Source organism: Bacillus inaquosorum KCTC 13429 (genome assembly GCF_000332645.1).
GTDB lineage: Bacteria > Bacillota > Bacilli > Bacillales > Bacillaceae > Bacillus > Bacillus inaquosorum.
Genome location: NZ_AMXN01000007.1, coordinates 148,484 through 168,173, shown reverse-complemented (window position 1 = coordinate 168,173; position 19,690 = coordinate 148,484). Strand labels below are relative to the sequence as shown.

The 19,690-nt window shown below is 49.2% G+C and carries 13 protein-coding genes; 3 read left to right on the top strand and 10 right to left on the bottom strand.

From position 1 onward, the window contains the following. Nucleotides 1–51 precede the first annotated feature (51 nt). Both ald and BSI_RS04120 read left to right on the top strand, forming a co-directional pair. The gene (gene ald, locus BSI_RS04115; protein WP_003241006.1) at nt 52–1,188 is read left to right on the top strand and encodes an alanine dehydrogenase; all 1,137 of its coding nucleotides are present in this window, start codon (nt 52–54) and stop codon (nt 1,186–1,188) included. 112 nt (nt 1,189–1,300) lie between these two features. After that, complete coding sequence (locus BSI_RS04120; RefSeq protein WP_003241004.1) at nt 1,301–1,978, top strand: YukJ family protein; 678 nt, start codon at nt 1,301–1,303, stop codon at nt 1,976–1,978. Between the two features lie 42 nt (nt 1,979–2,020). Here BSI_RS04120 and BSI_RS04125 read toward each other — a convergent pair whose 3' ends face one another. The 8 genes from BSI_RS04125 to BSI_RS04160 all read right to left on the bottom strand — a co-directional run bounded on the left by BSI_RS04125 (nt 2,021) and on the right by BSI_RS04160 (nt 15,894). Continuing rightward, entirely contained in the window at nt 2,021–2,230 is a 210-nt protein-coding gene (locus tag BSI_RS04125) for an MbtH family protein (protein ID WP_003241002.1), read from the bottom strand. A gap of 14 nt (nt 2,231–2,244) precedes the next feature. Continuing rightward, nucleotides 2,245–9,384 (bottom strand): non-ribosomal peptide synthetase DhbF, encoded by a 7,140-nt coding sequence (gene dhbF / locus BSI_RS04130; RefSeq protein WP_003241000.1) that lies wholly within the window; start codon nt 9,382–9,384, stop codon nt 2,245–2,247. 19 nt (nt 9,385–9,403) lie between these two features. Then, entirely contained in the window at nt 9,404–10,339 is a 936-nt protein-coding gene (locus tag BSI_RS04135) for an isochorismatase (protein ID WP_003240998.1), read from the bottom strand. A 27-nt stretch (nt 10,340–10,366) separates the two neighbouring features. After that, nucleotides 10,367–11,986, bottom strand: a complete 1,620-nt coding sequence (locus BSI_RS04140; RefSeq protein WP_003240997.1) for a (2,3-dihydroxybenzoyl)adenylate synthase — start codon at nt 11,984–11,986, stop codon at nt 10,367–10,369. Nucleotides 11,987–12,014: 28 nt separating this feature from the next. Then, entirely contained in the window at nt 12,015–13,211 is a 1,197-nt protein-coding gene (gene dhbC, locus BSI_RS04145) for an isochorismate synthase DhbC (RefSeq protein WP_003240995.1), read from the bottom strand. 25 nt (nt 13,212–13,236) lie between these two features. After that, the gene (locus BSI_RS04150; protein WP_003240993.1) at nt 13,237–14,022 is read right to left on the bottom strand and encodes a 2,3-dihydro-2,3-dihydroxybenzoate dehydrogenase; all 786 of its coding nucleotides are present in this window, start codon (nt 14,020–14,022) and stop codon (nt 13,237–13,239) included. 192 nt (nt 14,023–14,214) lie between these two features. Continuing rightward, nucleotides 14,215–15,084: a ferri-bacillibactin esterase BesA gene (gene besA, locus BSI_RS04155; RefSeq protein WP_032732269.1), complete on the bottom strand. Its 870-nt coding sequence runs from the start codon at nt 15,082–15,084 to the stop codon at nt 14,215–14,217. A gap of 213 nt (nt 15,085–15,297) precedes the next feature. Next, nucleotides 15,298–15,894 carry a sulfite oxidase-like oxidoreductase gene (locus BSI_RS04160; protein WP_003240988.1) on the bottom strand — a complete coding sequence of 199 codons (597 nt, stop codon included), beginning with the start codon at nt 15,892–15,894 and terminating at the stop codon, nt 15,298–15,300. 102 nt (nt 15,895–15,996) lie between these two features. Here BSI_RS04160 and BSI_RS04165 point away from each other — a divergent pair, with 102 nt between their 5' ends. Further along, nucleotides 15,997–16,599, top strand: a complete 603-nt coding sequence (locus BSI_RS04165) for a biotin transporter BioY (RefSeq protein ID WP_003240986.1) — start codon at nt 15,997–15,999, stop codon at nt 16,597–16,599. 69 nt (nt 16,600–16,668) lie between these two features. On the opposite strand, the gene BSI_RS04170 is transcribed toward BSI_RS04165, so the two are convergent. Both BSI_RS04170 and BSI_RS04175 read right to left on the bottom strand, forming a co-directional pair. Then, nucleotides 16,669–17,997, bottom strand: a complete 1,329-nt coding sequence (locus BSI_RS04170; RefSeq protein WP_003240984.1) for a Na+/H+ antiporter family protein — start codon at nt 17,995–17,997, stop codon at nt 16,669–16,671. Nucleotides 17,998–18,142: 145 nt separating this feature from the next. Then, nucleotides 18,143–19,645 (bottom strand): leucyl aminopeptidase, encoded by a 1,503-nt coding sequence (locus BSI_RS04175; protein WP_003240982.1) that lies wholly within the window; start codon nt 19,643–19,645, stop codon nt 18,143–18,145. Nucleotides 19,646–19,690 lie beyond the last annotated feature (45 nt).

The window sequence follows — 19,690 nt, the reverse complement described above, 5'->3', positions numbered from 1 at the left end:
CCAAAAAATCAAGCTACACTAAAAACATCACAGATACAGGAGGAGACAGATATGATCATAGGGGTTCCTAAAGAGATAAAAAACAATGAAAACCGCGTCGCACTAACACCTGGGGGCGTTTCTCAGCTCGTTTCAAACGGCCACCGGGTACTGGTTGAAACAGGCGCGGGCCTTGGAAGCGGATTTGAAAATGAAGCCTATGAATCAGCAGGAGCGGAAATCATTGCTGATCCAAAACAGGTCTGGGACGCCGAAATGGTCATGAAGGTCAAAGAACCGCTGCCGGAAGAATATGTCTACTTCCGCGAAGGACTTGTGCTGTTTACGTACCTTCATTTAGCAGCTGAGCCTGAGCTTGCACAGGCCTTGAAGGATAAAGGGGTTACGGCCATCGCCTATGAAACGGTTAGTGACGGCCGGACATTGCCGCTTCTGACGCCAATGTCCGAGGTTGCAGGCAGAATGGCAGCGCAAACCGGAGCTCAATTCTTAGAGAAACCTAAAGGCGGAAAAGGCATTCTGCTTGCCGGAGTGCCTGGCGTTTCCCGCGGAAAAGTAACGATTATCGGAGGAGGCGTTGTCGGCACAAACGCGGCCAAAATGGCTGTCGGCCTCGGTGCAGATGTGACCATCATCGACTTAAACGCAGACCGCCTGCGCCAGCTTGATGACATCTTCGGCCATCAGATTAAAACGCTAATTTCTAATCCGGTCAATATCGCAGATGCTGTGGCAGAAGCGGATCTTCTCATTTGCGCGGTATTAATTCCGGGTGCTAAAGCTCCGACTCTTGTCACTGAGGAAATGGTAAAACAAATGAAACCAGGTTCAGTGATTGTCGATGTTGCGATCGATCAAGGCGGCATTGTCGAAACTGTCGACCATATTACTACCCATGATCAGCCGACATATGAAAAACACGGTGTTCTCCACTACGCTGTAGCAAACATGCCGGGTGCTGTCCCTCGTACATCAACAATCGCCCTGACTAACGTTACTGTTCCATACGCGCTGCAAATTGCTAACAAAGGGGCAGCAAAAGCGCTAACAGACAATGCGGCACTGAGAGCTGGTTTAAACACAGCAAACGGACACGTGACCTATGAGGCTGTGGCAAAAGATTTAGGATATGAGTATGTGCCTGCCGAGAAAGCTTTACAGGATGAGTCATCTGTGGCGGGTGCTTAATTCACATTGAGCTTGCAGAAAGATTTCTGCAGGCTTTTTTTATCTTTTAAAAGGAAAAAAGAGACCATTTCACGAACTAAAACTATGAAGTTGATCATAAAGGAGGATTCATATGGCTGTTCAGCAATATGGCGTGTTAAAAGGCATTGTCTTAGACATGAAGCGTGAAACCGATGATGACAGTCCTCATTTCCAAGTCAAAGTGCTCGGTGAAGAGAATACGTATTACAGGTGCGCCATCAATGTGATGTCCAGTTCTGAGGAATCTGAAGTATTGTATTTGGCTGACGATCAGTTTGATTCAAGCTCGATTACCATCCTTCCGAACATGCCGTATGGATATACAAGGATCAATGAGGCAAACCGTGAAGTGGCGCTGGATTATGTGCGGGGCAATTTGTTTGACCCGCGGAAAATGAAGCCTTTGCCGCATGAAATCACGGGACCAGATAATGATTTAAATGATTTTATTGAAACGTATATGAAGAAAGCGAAAGACGAGAAAGCACCGGTTTATATATTCGGTTCAAAATTTGGGCCGGAACAGGCTCCGGATAAAATATTCGGTTTTACTCCGACCAACGGCATGCACAATATCCATATGAATCAAGGGAATGCAATGGATACCCGCTGGAAAAAAGACAACGGCTCTTGGCATGACGGAGGCATTCTGATTCAATTTGCCGATCAGTGGGCCGCTGTGTTTTTAGCGTTTTTATCCCAATCGTGGTGTACAGATGAAAACGGGAACCCGGTCAGAGACTGTGATCATACCCAAACGTCTGCGTAAGATAGAAAAAGAGACTGCGGCTGCAGTCTCTTTTTTATGCGATTACACATTTTCAACAGGCTTTAAGCTGTTTGGCCTCATATCGCTCCAATGCGATTGGATATAGTCCAGACAAGCTTCACGCCCTTTTTGCTCATGAACGACTGTCCAGCCGCTCGGCACATCTATAAAACCGGGCCATAGGGAATACTGGCCCTCTTTATTGATCAGCACCAAATATGTGCCATCCGCATTTTCAAAAGGATTTGCCATCTATTGCTTCCCCCTTATTTATTCATCTCTTCCAGTTTGACAGCGAGAACCTTGCCGATTTGAGCAAGCGGTTCCGGCTGACAAAGATCTTTATGACGGCAGTCGATGTCGATTTGTTCAATTTGTCCGTGAATATAAGGCTTCCACGAATCAGGTTCAATCGGATCAAACCAATCAGGAATGATTGTTGATCTGAAAAACAAGACATTTCCACGGAAGGGTTTCGGCTTATATGAGCCTAAAATACCGACAGAATTGACATACGTATTCTTCAGATTTAAAATGACCGATTCATCCAGGCTCGCTAGCGCGCTGCCGTCACGGCGAAGAATCTCGATCGCTGTTTCAAAATCAAGCGGTTTGTCCCCTAAGCTGTCCGGGTCGTACCCACCTAACGCCAGAAGGGCAATAAGCGCTTCCTCATCGTCCGGCGCCTCTTTTATAGGAAGGAAGTGGTTCGGATAGGCGTCCAGCATCACCAATAGGGATACTTCTTCTCCTTGATGTTGCAGCTGGGTGGCCATCGCTTGAACGACATTCCCACCTAGGGACCAGCCTAGCAAATGATACGGGCCTTTCGGCTGGATTGTTCTGATTTGTTCAATGTAATCGGCAGCCATGTCGTCAAGTGTTTTTGGAAGCTCATCCCGCTGTCCGATTCCGCGTGCTTGCAAGCCGTAGATCGGATAATCTGTTCCTAAATTGGTCATCAAACCAGCATAGCACCAGCTGAGTCCGCCTGCCGGATGTACACAGAATAAAGGAAGCTTGTCTCCACTTGTTCGGAGCGGCAGCAGAACGTCGAGTGCGCTTTGGCTTGAACCCATCTCAAGTCTTTCAGCAAGCCCGGCCACAGTCGGCGCTTCGAATAGGTTGCCGATGCTGAGTTCAACGCCGAGCGCTTCACGAATACGGCTCATCAGCTGAACAGCAAGCAAGGAATGTCCGCCTAAATCAAAGAAACGGTCATCAATGCCGACACGCGGCAAGTGAAGCACCTCCATAAACAGGTCACAGAGGATTTCTTCCTGCGGCGTTCTCGGTCCGCGTCCTGTTACTGCCGCTGCGAAATCCGGAGCAGGCAGCGCTTTACGGTCAAGCTTTCCGTTCGGTGTCAGCGGCAATTCTTTCATCATCACAAAGGCAGAAGGCACCATGTAATCCGGCAGTCTCTCAGCAGCATATTTGCGCAGTTCCGCCGTATCAAACGTTTCTTCTGAAGAAGGTATGACATAAGCTGCCAAACGTTTATCTCCCGGCTGGTCCTCACGCACGATTACTGCCGCATCTTCAAGCTGCGAATGCTGAACGAGCGCGGCTTCAATTTCTCCCAGTTCAATCCGGAAGCCCCGAATTTTCACTTGGTGATCGGCACGGCCGACATAGTCGAGAGAGCCGTCAGCGCGGAGGCGGGCCACATCCCCAGTGCGATACATCCGAGTGCCCGGAGGACCGAACGGATCAGCTATGAAGCGTTCTGCTGTTAATCCAGCCCGGCCTAAATAACCTCGTGCCAACCCAGCTCCTGATACATACAGCTCTCCGGCAACACCCGGCGGGACCGGCTGCAAGCGCTCATCCAGCACATATACGCCAAGATCCGGAATGCCGCAGCCGATCAAGCTGTTTGCCCGTAAAGCTGCAACGCTTCGGTCTAATTCGATATAACTCACATGAACCGTCGTTTCTGTAATACCATACATATTGATCAGCTGCGGTCTATTTTCAGGATGGCGGTTATACCAATCCTCTAGACGGCTGAGTTCAAGCGCTTCTCCGCCAAAAATGACACAGCGAAGGCTGAGCGCCTGTCCGAGATCCGGCTGCTCCCGTTCCGCCTGCATAAACTGATAGAAAGCGGACGGTGTCTGATTCAGAACGGTTACACCCTCTTTTACCAGCAGGCGCAGAAACGCTTCTGGCGATCTGCTGACGTGATGAGGCACGATGACAAGACGTCCGCCATGCAGCAGAGGACCCCAAATCTCCCACACAGAAAAGTCAAACGCATAGGAATGGAACATGGTCCAAATATCGTCTGAGCTGAAATGGAACCAGTGATCAGTTGCTGCAAATAAACGTGTTACGTTTTGATGAGGAATCATCACACCTTTTGGAACACCCGTTGAACCGGATGTATAAATGACATACGCCGTATTCAAAGGAGAAAGCGGCTGAATTCTATCCGCATTATTCGGATTCTCAGCAGGGTATGTGTTTAGTTTCTCTGACAGTTCGGGATCATCCAGCACGATTTTCGGCACGTTTTCCGCTGGCGGAATGTGTTCTGCAGCTTTTGTGTTCGTCATGATAAACGCAGGCTGCGCATCTTCCAGCATAAAAGCGATTCGGTCAGCCGGATAGTCCGGATCGAGTGGCAGATAAGCCGCGCCGGCTTTCAGCACCGCTAATAGCCCGACAGCCATTTCCAATGACCGAGGCAGTGCCAAGGCCACAAATTGCTCTGGACCGACGCCTTCGCTGATCAGCATTCGGGCAAGCCGATTTGCTCTTTCATTCAGCTCTGCATAGCTCAGTGACTGATCTTCGTAAACAACGGCAATGGCATCAGGGCTTAAAGCAGCCTGCTTCTCAAACTGCTCCGGCAAACTTGCGTGCGGAATCTTTTCAGAAACATTTTGCCAATCTGTCGCCATGTTGCTGCGCTCCTCCGGTGCAAGGATGTCCAGATTTCCGATTTGCTGGTCAGGATCAGACTCAGCAGCCTCCAGCAGGCGCATCAGACGGTCAGCAAGAGCCTGAGCAGTTTCCCGCTTGAAAAGATCAGTGCTGTATTCTAGCAGGCCTTCCAATCCGTTTGGTGTCCCGTCAGCAAGACGGTTTTCACTGACTTCCAGCGTCAAATCAAACTTGGCAGAACCGACACTGTGGATCCGCAGGCTGCTTTCCATGTCGGGAAGATGCAGTTCAGCGTCTGGTGTGTTTTGGAACGCAAGCATGATTTGGAATAAAGGATGCGTCGCCCGTGAGCGAGCCGGATTGAGCACCTCTACAAGTCTCTCAAACGGCAGATCTTGATTTTCATAGGCTGCCAGATTCACTTCCCGCACTCTGTCAAGAAGCTCACGGAAGCTTGGGTCACCGGACGTATCGGTTCTGAGCACCAATGTATTGATAAACAGTCCCACAAGATCGCCTAGCGCATCATCATTCCGACCCGCGATCGGACTGCCGATCGGAATGTCAGTGCCCGCTCCCAGTCTTGTCAATAAAGCGGCGAGACCGGATTGAAGCACCATAAACAGGCTCACCCTATTTGCGCGAGCCAGCTCCTGCAATCGCTTGTGAAGCTCAGGCTCAATACGGAAATGTATCGTATCCCCATCATGACTCGGCTCAGCCGGACGTGAATAATCGGTTGGCAGTTCAAGCTGATCAGGAAGATTCTTCAAGGTTTCTTTCCAGAAAGCAAGCTGTCCGGCAATCAAACTATTTGGATCATCCCCGCTCCCAAGCAGTTCTTGCTGCCAAAGCGCATAGTCTGCATACTGCACAGCAAGGGGCGCCCATTCGGGAGCTTTTCCGTGACAGCGAGCCTCATAAGCCGCCCCAAGGTCACGGGTCAGCGGCGTTAAGGACCAGCCGTCCCCGACAATATGATGCACGAGGAGAAGAAGCACGTACTCGTCAGGCCCGATGACAAATAGCTCTGCACGAAAAGCAGGTTCAGCTGCAAGATCAAAGCTGTAACGCACGGCTTCAGCAAACCGCTCAGAAAGCTCCTTCTCAGTAATCTCAGTAACATGTAAATCAGGCCTTGCTTGATCAGCGTCTAAAATATGCTGATAGGATGTCCCCTGTGATTCAGGGAAGATCGTCCGAAGGCTTTCATGGCGGCAGACGAGATCATATAGTGCAGCTTGCAGCACTCCTTGGTCCAGTTCACCCGACAGACGGACAGCAACCGGTATATTATAAGTAGGGCTCGGCCCTTCAAGACAATGGAGGAACCATAGCCGGCGCTGAGCAAAAGAAAGCGGAATTCTTTCAGGCCGCTCAGCTCTCTGCAATGCGGGACGTGCACTCTGCGCCTGATCAAGATGGGCAGCGAGTCCGGCTACTGTCGGTTCGTCAAAGAGCTTGGCAATACCAAGTTCGGCTCCCATTACCTCGCGAATGCGGCTCATCAGACGGGCTGCAAGAAGAGAGTGACCGCCCAGCTCGAAGAAACTGTCATCGATGCCGACCCGTGCCAAACCGAGAACCTCGGCAAACAAGTCACACAATATCTCTTCCTGAGGAGTTCGCGGTCCCCTATCGCTGACAGATGTGCTTAAATCAGGCGCCGGCAATGCTTTCCGATCGAGCTTGCCATTAGGTGTCAATGGCAGTTCGTCCATCTCTACAAATGCCGCCGGCACCATATAATCAGGAAGACTGGCACCCACATAACGGCGAAGCTCGGCAGTATCAATAGCTGAAGCAGCGACTACATATGCCACCAATCTTTTATCTCCCGGCTGATCTTCCCGAACGACAACCGCGGCCTGTTCGATGTCCGGATGCTTAGCAAGCACGGCATCAATTTCTCCAAGTTCAATTCGGAATCCGCGAATTTTGATTTGATGATCCGCCCGTCCGATATAATCCAAAGACCCATCAGCGCGCCAGCGGGCCTGATCTCCGGTCCGATACATCCGAGCCCCCGGCGGTCCGTATGGATCTGCAACAAAACGCTCAGCCGTTAAATCAGGGCGGCGGAAATAACCTCTAGCCAAGCCGGTTCCTGCAATATAAAGCTCTCCGACAACTCCCGGCGGCACCGGCTGCAAACCGTTATCAAGCACATACACCTGCGTATTCCAAATCGGTTTGCCAATTGGCGGAACGCCCTTCAGTCCTTCTTCAAGAAAAGCTGCTGCAGACCAAATCGTTGTTTCAGTCGGACCGTATAAATTCGTGACTGGACAATGAAGCTCATGAAGCGCCTGTAAAAGTCCGCTTGGCAGCGCCTCGCCTCCGACAAGCACTCTAAGCCCCCGAAGTTTCTCAGGTTCATTCGTCACCAAGGCATGCCACAGTGTCGGTGTCGCCTGCATGATATTGATATCGAAATATTCAATCATTTGAGCTAATGCCTGTGGCTCACGGATCGTTTCTTTCTGTGCGATCACGATTTGCGCCCCGCTGATAAGCGGAAGATATAACTCCAATGCTGAAATATCAAAAGCGACAGTCGTCACAGCCAACAGCCTGTCTTCTTCTCCTAGAGAAAATGCCTCCTGCATGGACAGCAGGAAATTGCTTAAGCTTTTAAGTGTAACAACGACACCCTTCGGTCTTCCTGTTGATCCTGAGGTATAGATGATGTACGCAGGATGGGCAAGAGAAACCGATACATTCGGATTGTCAGGCGAATAGCGTTTTACAACCTCCTGTGTAACAGCCTGGTCAAGCACAAGCTGCGGAACAGACAGGTCATCAGGCAGACGGGCTGCTATTTCCTCAGTCGTTATGATGCATGATGGGTTTGCATCCTCCAGCATGTAGGAAATTCGGTCGGCCGGAAACTCCGAATCTAACGGAAGATACGCCGCACCAGTCTTCAGTACAGCAAGCATCGAAGCTACCATCTCTGGAGAACGCGGCAGCGCCAAAGCGACAAACTGCTCCGGACCAAGGCCTTTTTCGATCAACAGATGCGCGAGGCGGTTTGCCTCTTCATTCAGCTCTTGATAGTTTACTTGAACATCATCACATATGAGAGCGATACGTTCTGGCGTAAGAACTGCCTGCTTCTCGAACATGTCCTGAAGGCTGAGCAGGTTCTCAGGTTTTGCCGTCTCATTCCATTCACTAATGACTTGTTTTTTCTCCTCTGGCAATAGGAGCTCCATTTGCCCAATCAGCATGTCCTCCCCTGCTGAAGCCATTTGCAGCAGCTGCAAAATACGCTGCTGATGAAGCTTAATATCAGACTCGCTGTATACCTCAGGATTCGCGTCTACATCAATTCGCAGTCCGCTGCCGTCCGTTCTGTCATATACATTGATTGATAGATCATCAACAGGACCGGCTGAAAGATTATGCGTCGTGCCCCGGGCTCCGGCAAAGTCGAGACCGTAATCAAACGGCATGAGATTGATTTGAGGGCCAAATAATCTATGGTTTTCTCCTATCAATTTCAGATCGCGCCGAAGCTCTTCATGGCGATACTTATGATGTCGCCGAATACTGCGGATTTCCCGGGAAATTTGCTGAATAAGTTCTGAAAAGCTCATCGAAGAGCTTACAGACAGCCGAAGCGGGAGAAGGTTCATCACCATAGCCGGTACATTCAGTGATGCGGACCCTATCCGTCCCATCATGGGCAGACCGAGCACAACATCCTCAGAGCCGGTCATTCGGTGCACATAAACAGCTGACACCGCAATCACGACTTCATGCCAGCTTCCTGAGAAATAGCGCGCCGCTTCTTTTAACGCGTTTACATCAGATAGAGGCAGATACGCCGTATGACGAAGAAAACTGTTAGATGTTCTTGGCGCCCGGTCTGCCAAACTTACAACCTCAGGTCCATCAGCAAAACGGTCCAGCCAGAATTGACGATCCTTCTCATACTGCTCTGATGCGCGATAATCTGTATCCTCTTCCAAAATGGCCTGAAGAGACCCAAAGGAACGATCTTTAGCTGATTGTCCTTTCACAAGCGCGGCATACGTACTTGCCACACGCTGAGCAATCAGGGAAAAACCGAAGCCGTCGATCGCAATATGGTGAATGCGCTGATACCAAAAGAAACGATCAGGCCCGGCTATAAACAAAGCTTCATTGAACAAAGGGTCATATCCTAAATCGACGGGCTTTGCCAAATCTGCTTTCATCCAGTCTAATGCTGTTTTTTCCGGATCAGGCTTAGAGCTGACGTCAATGACGTGCAGCTGTACATCCGGAGACGGGTTTATCATCTGCCAAGGCCCGTCCATATTTTCACCGAAGCGGACATGCAGCGATTCCGCTTCCTTTATCACATGCCGCAAAGCTTCTTCAAATAAAGCAATATTGATTGGTCCATTGATTTCTATATATTCCGCTGTATTGTAGATTGGATTGTCCGGATCAAGCTGCTGAGCAAACCATATGCCGGTTTGCGCTCCGGTCAAAGAATATTGAAGGTCTTTTGTATCAGGCATCCGTTTGTTTACCCTCCTTTTATAGATAATCCGCGTTTGGCAGCACTTGCTGGCTGCGGGTTGTAAGCAATTTCTGCCATTCTTCGATCGTCGGGCGTTCAGCCAGTTCCACGAATGTTACCTCGGCTCCTTCACGGCGCCATTGTTCTACTAATGTCATGATCCTTACCGAATCAAGCCCCCGGTCGAGCAAATCCTCTTGATCTGTAATGTCTTCAGGCGTTTCTTGAAGAAGCTCAGCAATTTGTTTACGGATACTCTCACATGTAAACACTTCTCTGCCAGTAGTCATTGACGTTTTCTGAGCAGCAGCAGGCACCTGCTTCAGCTGGTCGAGAAGACTGTCAGTCATTATGGTAAACGCACAGCGCCCAGCTGCATAATCCAGCGCCATTTGATGTTTTTCTAATGAAAAATCAGCAACTGCATCTCCCACAAAAAATGCTTCGATATCCTCCATAAATGCTTCACATGCTGTAACGAGACAGCCGATATGGGCGTAAATTCCGGAAATGATCAGCTGATCACGTCCCTCTTTGCGCATAATCTCAAGCAGATTCGTTCTCTTAAACGCGCTGTATCTCCATTTTGTCAGCACGAGATCATCATCTTCCGGTGCCAGCTCAGTTACAATTTTCTCCTCATAAGGGCCGCTGTTTAATCCCGGACCCCAAAAGTCTGTCAGCAGCGCCCGGTCTGCCGGATTTTGACTTCCAGGCTGTGCAGTATAGACGACAGGTATTCCAAGCTGGGCACATCGATCCTTCAGCTTGCGTATATTCGCCGAAAGCTCTGTTACCGGAGAAGCTCCAGCTGTGAAAGCATCGACAAAATAGTTTTGCATATCGTGTATTAATAGGACCGCCCGATTTGGATCAGGCACCCATGAGACTTTGTTTTGCGGCATATCAGACGCTGTCGGCATTTGATACGGCTGAATGGCAGGTATAGCCATTTGAACACTTCCTCTCAAATTGTTGTTTTATTTTTTTGATCCTGCAAGAAGCTTCTCGGAAATGGCTTCACGGAGCGCTTTTTTGCTGACTTTTCCTACCCCTGTCTGCGGGAATGACTCGACAAATTCAATCCGGTCAGGGATTTTATATGCCGCCAGTCCGCGCTCTCTCAAAAACGCTTTGAGCTCTGCGGCTTTCGGGGCTTCATCCCGGGGAATAATGAACACACAAGATCTTTCGCCAAGAAATTGGTCAGGCATAGAGACCATTGCGGCATCATGGACAGCCGGATGCGCCAGCAGATGATTTTCCACCTCTTCAGCCGCCACTTTTTCTCCTCCGCGGTTAATTTGATCCTTCGCCCGGCCTTCAACGACGATATAGCCGTCTGATGTCAGTCTGACGATATCACCCGTGCGGTAAAAACCATCCTCAGTAAATGAAGCAGCGTTATGCTCTTCTGCCTTATAGTAACCCCGAATCGTATACGGTCCCCGTGTCAGCAGATGTCCTGTTTCACCAGGTTTTACGTCACGATCCTGATCATCCCAAACACGTACCTCATCATATGGGGACATCGGTTTTCCTTGGGTGTTGACAATGACCTCTTCAGGGTCATCCAATCTCGTATAATTGACGAGCCCCTCTGCCATTCCGAACACCTGCTGCAGCGTGCAGCCGAAAACAGCGTTTACCCTGCGCGCAGCTTCAGCACTGAACTTGGCGCCGCCAACCTGCAGCACTTGAAGACTGGATAGATCGTCTTGGCGTGAGGATGCCGCGTCCATCCATACCATCGCAAGGGGCGGAACAAGAGCGGTAATCGTGACTTGTTCCCGTTCAATCAAAGGAAATGCGTCATCAGGACTTGGAGAAGGAGATAACACCACTCTTCCTCCGGCGTATAATACGCCGAGAACCCCAGGCGAGCTCAGCGGATAATTGTGCGCCATCGGCAATGCTGCCAAGTACACCGTACTGTGGTCGAGCCAGCAAACCTCCGCACTCAGCTTCAGGCTGTAAATGTAGTCATCGTGCGTCCGCGGAATCAGTTTTGATAAGCCGGTGCTTCCTCCAGAAAGCTGAAGGAACGCCACATCTGAAGATTTGACTTCAGGCAGTTTTACAGGTTCTGTATGCAAATCCTCCAGGGGCAGAAATTCCTCTGCCTCACCTGCGACAATGACGTGTTTCAAAGACGGTAGCTTGCTTTGTACCTGTCTGGCGAGTGAACGGTAGTCAAAACCGGAATAGGAGTCGGGAATGATATAAGCAGCCGCTTCAGCAAATTCGCAAAAATATGTAATTTCACTGCTTCGATGAGAAGGCAGTGCAAAGACCGGGAGCGCCCCCAGACGGAAGAGCGCGAAAATGACTTCAAAAAACTCTGCGATATTCGGCAGCTGCACCACGACACGATCCATCTGTTTAATGCCGAGCTTCTGAAATCCGGCAGCCAGACGATCAACCCTCGTATCAAGCTCTTGATAGCTCCAATGGGTGTTTCCGCAAGTAATTGCGATGCCGTCGCCATGTTTGGCTGCCCGGTCCCTTAACAAATCTCCAAACGTCTCGCCGGCCCAGCAGCCGTTCTTTCGATATGTCTCAGCTAACTCATCAGGCCAAGGAGTAAATCCATTCAGCATGTTGTATCCCTCCAGCAATTCATTCTGATCATATGTGATTCACGCCCATTGCCCGCAGCATTGTCCGAAACTTCGCGGATGTCTCCTGAAGCTCGTCCTCAGCTTTTGATCCAGCAACAACACCGGCTCCGGCATACAGGCGGAGTAAGCGTTCTTCTGCCTCTGCGCAACGAATCGTCACGACCCATTCTCCGTCACCCGCATCGTCACACCAGCCGACCATGCCGGTAAAGAAACCGCGGTCAAACGGTTCAATGCTGAGAATCGCTTCTCTTGCAAGATCAGTCGGTGTTCCGCAGACGGCCGGCGTCGGGTGGAGCGCCGCCGCCAATTCCAGTGCGGTCACGGACGGATCGGAAAGCTCTCCCTTAATCACGCTGGACAGATGCCACATCGTCTCCGTTTTGATCAGTGAAGGCTTTTCCGGGACATCCAGCGTCCGGCAGAAAGGCCGCAGCGCTGCGGCAACCGCGTCAGCCACAACCGCATGCTCATGGAGATCCTTTGCGGAAGAAAGCAATTCATTTGCCCGGCGCTGGTCTTCAGCAGGATCATCACTGCGAGGCCTTGAGCCGGCTAATGGATTGGAAACGACCTGAGTTCCCATTCTTGAAACGAGAAGCTCCGGACTTGCACCGAGCAATGTTCGGCGGGAAGACGTTTCGGCTTCGCGGGACACGTCCGCGGCAAACGTGTAGCCGTGCGTGTTATGCTGCGCCAGATGACGAAGCAGTTCATCCGTCTGAATCGGTTCAGACGATGTCAAATGCAGCGATCTGGACAGGACGATCTTGCTGAGTGTCCCATCGGCAATACGTGCCAGTCCTTGTTCCACACCATTTTTATAATCCTCTGGTGCAGGAACAGGCTCTATGTGGTATGTATGCTCAGACTGCTGTTCCTTCTCCGCATGATCAAACTGAAGCGGTCCTGACCAGCGCACTTCTTCAGGAACAACGAGCCGAGCTGCTTTTACATGATCAAAAGGAACGGCACCAACAACAAGCGGACGGCTTTGCCCCGATTGCTTTGCTTGCTTCAGCGTCTCTGCAATACGGCCGGAAAGGGTTTCTATTTGGTTTTGCCCGTCTGCCTCCGGTACGATTTCACTAATTCCTTTCGCTAACAGTACACGATGAGGAGAAGCTAAGAAAAAAGCACCCGGCTCATACTCATGAAGCAATTGCTCCGCCTTTGTTTGTGATATAACGTTTTGTTCCGACATTCTCATGAACCTCCTTTAAATTGAGTTACACGCCTAAGGTCGCGCCGCCATCTACGCATAAATTATGCATCGTAATATGCCCTGCCTGGCCAGAAACCAAAAAGAGCACGGCATTTGCAATATCTGAAGGCTGAGCCAGTTTTTTGAGCGGGATCCCTGTTTTAAATGTCTCAAGTGATCCTTTTATGACTTGCTCCGCTCCATTTTCATCGGCCCATAATGACCACTGCATGTCTGTTTCCGTTGATCCGGGAGATACAATATTGCAGCGGATATTATATTCTGCAAGCTCAAGGCCAAGGCATTTCGTAAACATCACTGCCGCTGCCTTTGAAGAGGCATATGCCGCCATAGATGTCCTTGGCACCCCCGCAGCATTCGATCCGATCGTTACAATCGAACCCGATCTTCGGTCCATCATATATTTGCTGACTGAACGCGAGGCGTTAAAAACGCCGGTCGAATTCACTGAGAACGTGGCTTCCCATTCCTCATCGCTGAGTGAATGGATCAGTCCCGGGCGAAGGACACCCGCTACATTCACCAAAATATCGATCGGCCCCATTTCACGTTCGATGCGCGCCGTGATCTCGTCAATCGCTGCGCTGTCTCTTACATCCGCGGGAAAGGCTTCCGCATAGCAGCCTTCCGCTTTGAGGCTGCTCACAACCTTTTCCAGCTTTTCAGGATTATAATCAACTGCCGCAATGTGTGCGCCTTGACTGGCAAGCGTCCGCGCAACAGCTTCACCTATTCCTTGGGCAGCTCCTGTTATAAAAGCAATTTTGCCCTTTATACCCATTGCATTCATATCATCAATTCCTTTCTTCACTCAGATGCCGAACGGACATCCAGCGAAAAAGACTGCTGCGCCTCGAAAAGAAAAAGCGCAATCAATTGATAATGATTATCATTATCAATTATAAAAATAATCATATCCAAATGTCATGTGACAGTCAAATATAATTTCAGTGACGTTTTTAGAACCAAGGCTGAGAATGTCTCAGCCCATTGAAATATGCGGTCCGTCAGGGTGAAGCGCAAAACGCAGCGCCCGGCTGACCAAAACAGGAAGAACCGAAATATGTCCTTCTCCTGAAAACTCACAAAATTCTGCCCGTATGCCTTGTTCAGATAAAACGGCCAGCCTCTCGTAAAGCTCCCTCGCATTATCGTTCATCCGGCTTTTATGATGCTGCTCCAATTCTCCTGCTGCAAGCAGGATATTGATAGACTGATTGTTTTTCTTGAAGCAGGAGGCGAAATGGTCCGCTTTCTCGAGAATAAATGGTTTATTCCAATGAATCGACGGACTTCCCGCGACATACGTTTGAAACGCATCCGGCTTCGTTAACAGCACCTGCAGCACGAACAGCCCGCCAAGCGAGTGCCCAAAGATCGTTTGTCTGTTTCTGTCAATCTGGTAATCTCGTTCTATCTCCGGTTTTAGATCCTCCTCAATAAATCTGAAAAAGCTCTCTGCTCCGCCATGCTCCGGCCATTCTTTGCCGTCGGGCCTTACAGGAAGATTCGATTGAGCTGTCGGCATAGTAAAATCCCGGTGGCGCGCTGAGGAGAACGGCTCTGCCGTCGCATAGCCAATGCCCACGATCACAGCAGGGATCACCCCGGTTTTTTCAGGACGGCGCCCCTGTATTCGAACGGCTTCCGCCATCGTTCCGAAGACAGAATTGGCATCCAGCAGATAAATAACCGGATAACCAGCGGGCGGCGGAGGCGTACTCGGCTTCGAGATAAAAATTTGATAGGCACGGTTTTCATTCCGTGAAGACAACATACGCACTTCTGTACCAGGAATGGTAAATGCGTTTTGTGTCCCGCCTTTCGCCCGGTCTGTTGTATTCTCATTCATGCAGTACGACATTCCTCTCCTTAAACTAAACCGCAATGTATGATAATGATTTTCACTATCAACTAGACAACTCAAATAATAGGTTTTCTTCCAGAGAAAGTCAACTTTTTCCCGAATAAAAAAGGCACCTTCATCAAATAAGGTACCTGAAGACTATCGATATGGAAATAAAAACCTACAAAAGATGCAGATGGTCCTGCTTAAAATAGAACCTTAATCCCATGTAAATCTTTGATTTTGCCAAGGATCGCCTCTCATGTGATAGCCGTTCTGCTCCCAAAAGCCGGGGTGATTTTCTTTCGTAAATTGGATGCCGCGCAGCCACTTAGCACTTTTCCAAAAATACAGATGCGGAAACACGCCCCGCAGCGGGAAGCCGTGTTCAGGCGTTAAAGGCTCGCCATTATGCGCATAAGCAAGAAGTGAGGTTTCTGCCAAAAAATCATCAAGCGGCAGATTGGTCGTCCAGCCCTCTTCCGCATGTAAAATGACGTAGCCCGCTTCTTCTTTTACACCCGCTTTTTCCGCTATATCACGTGCCCGCACACCTTGCCACACATTATCAAGCCTTGACCAGCCAGTGACGCAATGGATGTCATTTTTCGATTCGTACTGAGGAAAGGCTTTAACATCTTCAAAGCTTAGCAGCATCGGATGGTCAACCAATCCGTATACTTGCAGATTCCATTTGGCCATATCTTTGTAATACGGGACATTTCCCGTATGAAGCACAGGAAATGAGGTTGTGACGTTTTGATTTGGCGGCACTCTCCCAGATTGGTCAGATTGTTTTGTTTTTCCGAAATACATATAGAACCCTCCTTTTTGTTAACCTCATTCTAATTTATGTTGACAATCCATTTGTACTTTATTACTCTATGATTGTGTATGTAAACCTAAGGGGGAACAACTATGAAACAACGTAAACTTCGTGCGGCAGATATGGCGCTGATCGGCATGTTCGCCGCACTTATGGCTGTCGGCGCCAACATTACATCAGTAGCACCCTTTTTACAAGTAGCCGGCATTCCGCTGTCGATGCAGCCGTTTTTCTGTCTCTTGGCAGCCTTGCTTCTCGGCAGCAAACGAGCAGGTATTGCCATGATTGTATATGCACTTGTCGGATTGGCCGGAGCGCCTGTTTTTGCTCAATTTTCAGCAGGCTTCGCACCGTTTGCGGGAAAAAGCGGCGGGTTTATTATCTCATACATCCCGGCAGCATTTGCAGCTGGATGGTTCTTAGAACGCAAAATTAAGCCAAGCAAAATCCGGTTTCTGATTGCTTCTCTTATCGGAACGGCCATCATGTATATCATCGGGACTACTTATATGTATCTTGCACTGAATCTCTGGATTCATACGCCGGTGAGCTATGGTACAGCTTGGGGATTTATGACTTGGTTTATGGTAAAAGACACGGCGCTGGCTGTGATTCTGGCGTTTATCGCCCCTGCGATCTACCGCTCTATTCATAAAGCAACCGGCTTTAACCGAAATCACATATCGTCCACGTAAAAACCGTTCTATTGGACGGTTTTTTTATCATAATGAGAAAAGGCTCCCCAGTAAAGGGGAGCCTTTTTCCTATAAAACAAGCGCTGCAATCCAGCCAAAGATAACAAGCGGAATATTATAAAATATAAATGTCGGCACACAAGTATCCCAAATGTGGTGATGCTGGCCGTCCGCACTCAAACCTGAAGTCGGTCCAAGTGTACTATCGCTTGCAGGTGAACCTGCATCGCCAAGCGCAGCAGCCGCTCCGATAATCGCAATCGTTGCCATCGGGCTGAAACCGAGCTGCATACATAGAGGCACAAAGATGGTTGTGATAACAGGAATCGTCGCAAAAGAAGAGCCGATTCCCATTGTAATTAACAAGCCGACAATGAGCATCAGCAATGCGCCCAATGACTGACTGTGTCCGATAAAACCAGCTGACGTTTTGACCAGTGACTCGACATCTCCGGTTTTCGTCAATACATTTGAAAATCCGGCTGCAACGAGCATAACGAAACCGATAAAGGCCATTAGGACCATTCCATCAGTAATTAGTGAGTCCGCTTCATCACGCTTCATCACACCGCTGACAAACAGAATAATCAGACCTGCCAGCGCCCCCATAATCATCCCTTCTACTCCCAAAGTCTGAGATAAGTAGAGCTGGACGCCGAGTGACACGACGATGGCAAGCACCGCGATAGCCAGGCTTTTTTTCGTATAAGGCGATGCTTCTGCACCTGAAATGTCTTTTGTTTCGTATTGTTTAGGTTTACGGAATACGATCACTGATAAAATAAGGCCGACAACCATACCTGCAACAGGGATGATCATTGCATATGGTATGTCAGCAAGCGGAACGTTTAACCCGGCATCCGCCATATTGTCCTTGAGCATCCCCTGGAAGATTTGGCCGAAACCGACCGGCAGTAAAATATAAGGCGCCGTTAAACCGAATGTAATCACACACGCAATCAGACGGCGGTCCATTTCAAGTTCATTAAAGATTTTCAAAAGCGGCGGAATCAGCACCGGAATAAATGCGATGTGAACCGGAACCACGTTTTGCGAAAAACAAGATACAATTAAAATAATCAGCACAATCAGAACTTTAGATAGTGCTTTTTTGCGAGAATCTTCTTTATTTCCGATTAATTTAACAGAGGCTTCCACCATTGCGTCCGGTAGACCCGTTTTCGTTAAAGCCGCAGCAAACGCGCCAAGCATGGCATAGCTGACTGCAACAGTGGCATTTCCGCCGAGTCCGTCCGTAAAAGCTTTAACTGTTTCGCCAAGACCGAGCCCGCCTGTTAACCCGCCGGCCAGAGCGCCTATAATTAATGCGATAACAATATTGACACGCAGCAGGCTTAAGACAAGCATAAGCAGCACCGCGATGACGACTGCATTCATGATACCCCTCCAAAAAAATCCTTTAGTTTGCTAATGTAGTAGATAAATAAAGTACGAACGTATCGTATCATAATTGATACACTTTAGTCAACTAAAGATTTTGGAAGAAAAAATCCCCGCCGCATACTACAGCAGGGATTTATCATTATTCGCTTTTATCTTCTTCCAATGTAAATCGTTCCGCAAGTGTGGCCAGTGTTCTGGCCATAACACCGGTGGCCCCGGACGGCCCGAAGCAGGTTGCTTTATTGGAAGTCGCAGTGCCCGCAATATCAAGATGCACCCAAGGTGTTGCTTCAGCAAATTCACCAAGAAACGTTCCTGCCATAATCGCATGTCCTTCGCGCCCCGGCGAATTGCTGAGATCCGCCATTTGGCTGCTTTTCACGCGTTTTTTATCCTTCTCTGTTATCGGCAGCTGCCAGATCGCCTCGCCGCACTCTTCCGCAGCATCAGCTACCTGCTGATAAAAGCCTTGATCATTTGTCATAGCTCCTGTTGTTTCTGTTCCTAATGCCACAACGACACCGCCGGTAAGCGTAGCCACATCAACAAGAACTGAGGCGCCATGCTGTTTCGCGTATGTAATGCCATCAGCAAGCACAAGCCTTCCTTCAGCATCCGTATTGAGAATTTCAATTGTTTTTCCGCTTAATGATACGATCACATCATCAGGCTTCATCGCCCCTCCGGAGATCATGTTGTCGGTTGACGGAATGACAGCCAGCACGTTTTGCTCGGGACGAAGCTCTCCGATCGTTTCCATAGCACCGAGAACCGCAGCTGCTCCTCCCATATCAGATTTCATGCCGACAATTCCAGATTTCGTTTTAATGGAGTAGCCGCCTGTGTCAAAGGTAATTCCTTTTCCGACAAGTCCGACGACGTCTTCCCAATCCTTTTTGCCCTGATACTTCAAAACAATCATTTTCGGCGGTTCGGAAGAGCCTTGGTTTACCGCAAGTATTCCGCCCATGCCGAGCTCTTCCATCTCTGACTTCTCCAATATCTCATACTCAAAATCATATTTCGCCGCAAGCTCCTCTGCATAAGAAGCGAGGTCAGTCGCTGTCAGCATATTTCCGGGCATATTCACAAGCGTTCTTGCCGAGTTTGTCCCTTGCCCGTATGCCTGGCCGACGCGAAGTCCCGCCTGCACTTCCTGTGTATCTTCATCTGTGACGGCGTACACGGTTTCAATTTGTTTGTCCGGCTCATTTGATTTGTGCTTATAATCCTGCACCTCATAGGAAGCAAGCAGGCAGCTCTCAGCTAAAGCATGAGCGGCATCGGCTGGAGGCACGTCTTCCGAAATAAATGTGTCAAGCAGGACAGCTGCTTCTTGTTTTCGGTCTTTATGAATGGCTTGAAAAACATGGGCAAACCGTTCCTTCGCCTGTTCAAACGAATAATTTGCTTCTCTTCCCAAACCGACGAAATAAATCCGTTTCATACCCGCAGAAGATGGAGGGAATACTTTTGATACTTGATTCGGTTTCGAGGAGACATCACCATCTTTCAAAAGCTGTGTCAGATGGCCTTCCAGCATTTCATCAATTTCCAATGCTTTGCCTGTCAGCTGGCTTTTTTGAAAAAGTCCGACCACAAGGGTTTCTGTATGCTCTAATTGCTGAACCGCATAAAACATAAGCTTACACTCCTAACGTAATGGGTATTTGTAATGAACAATGGT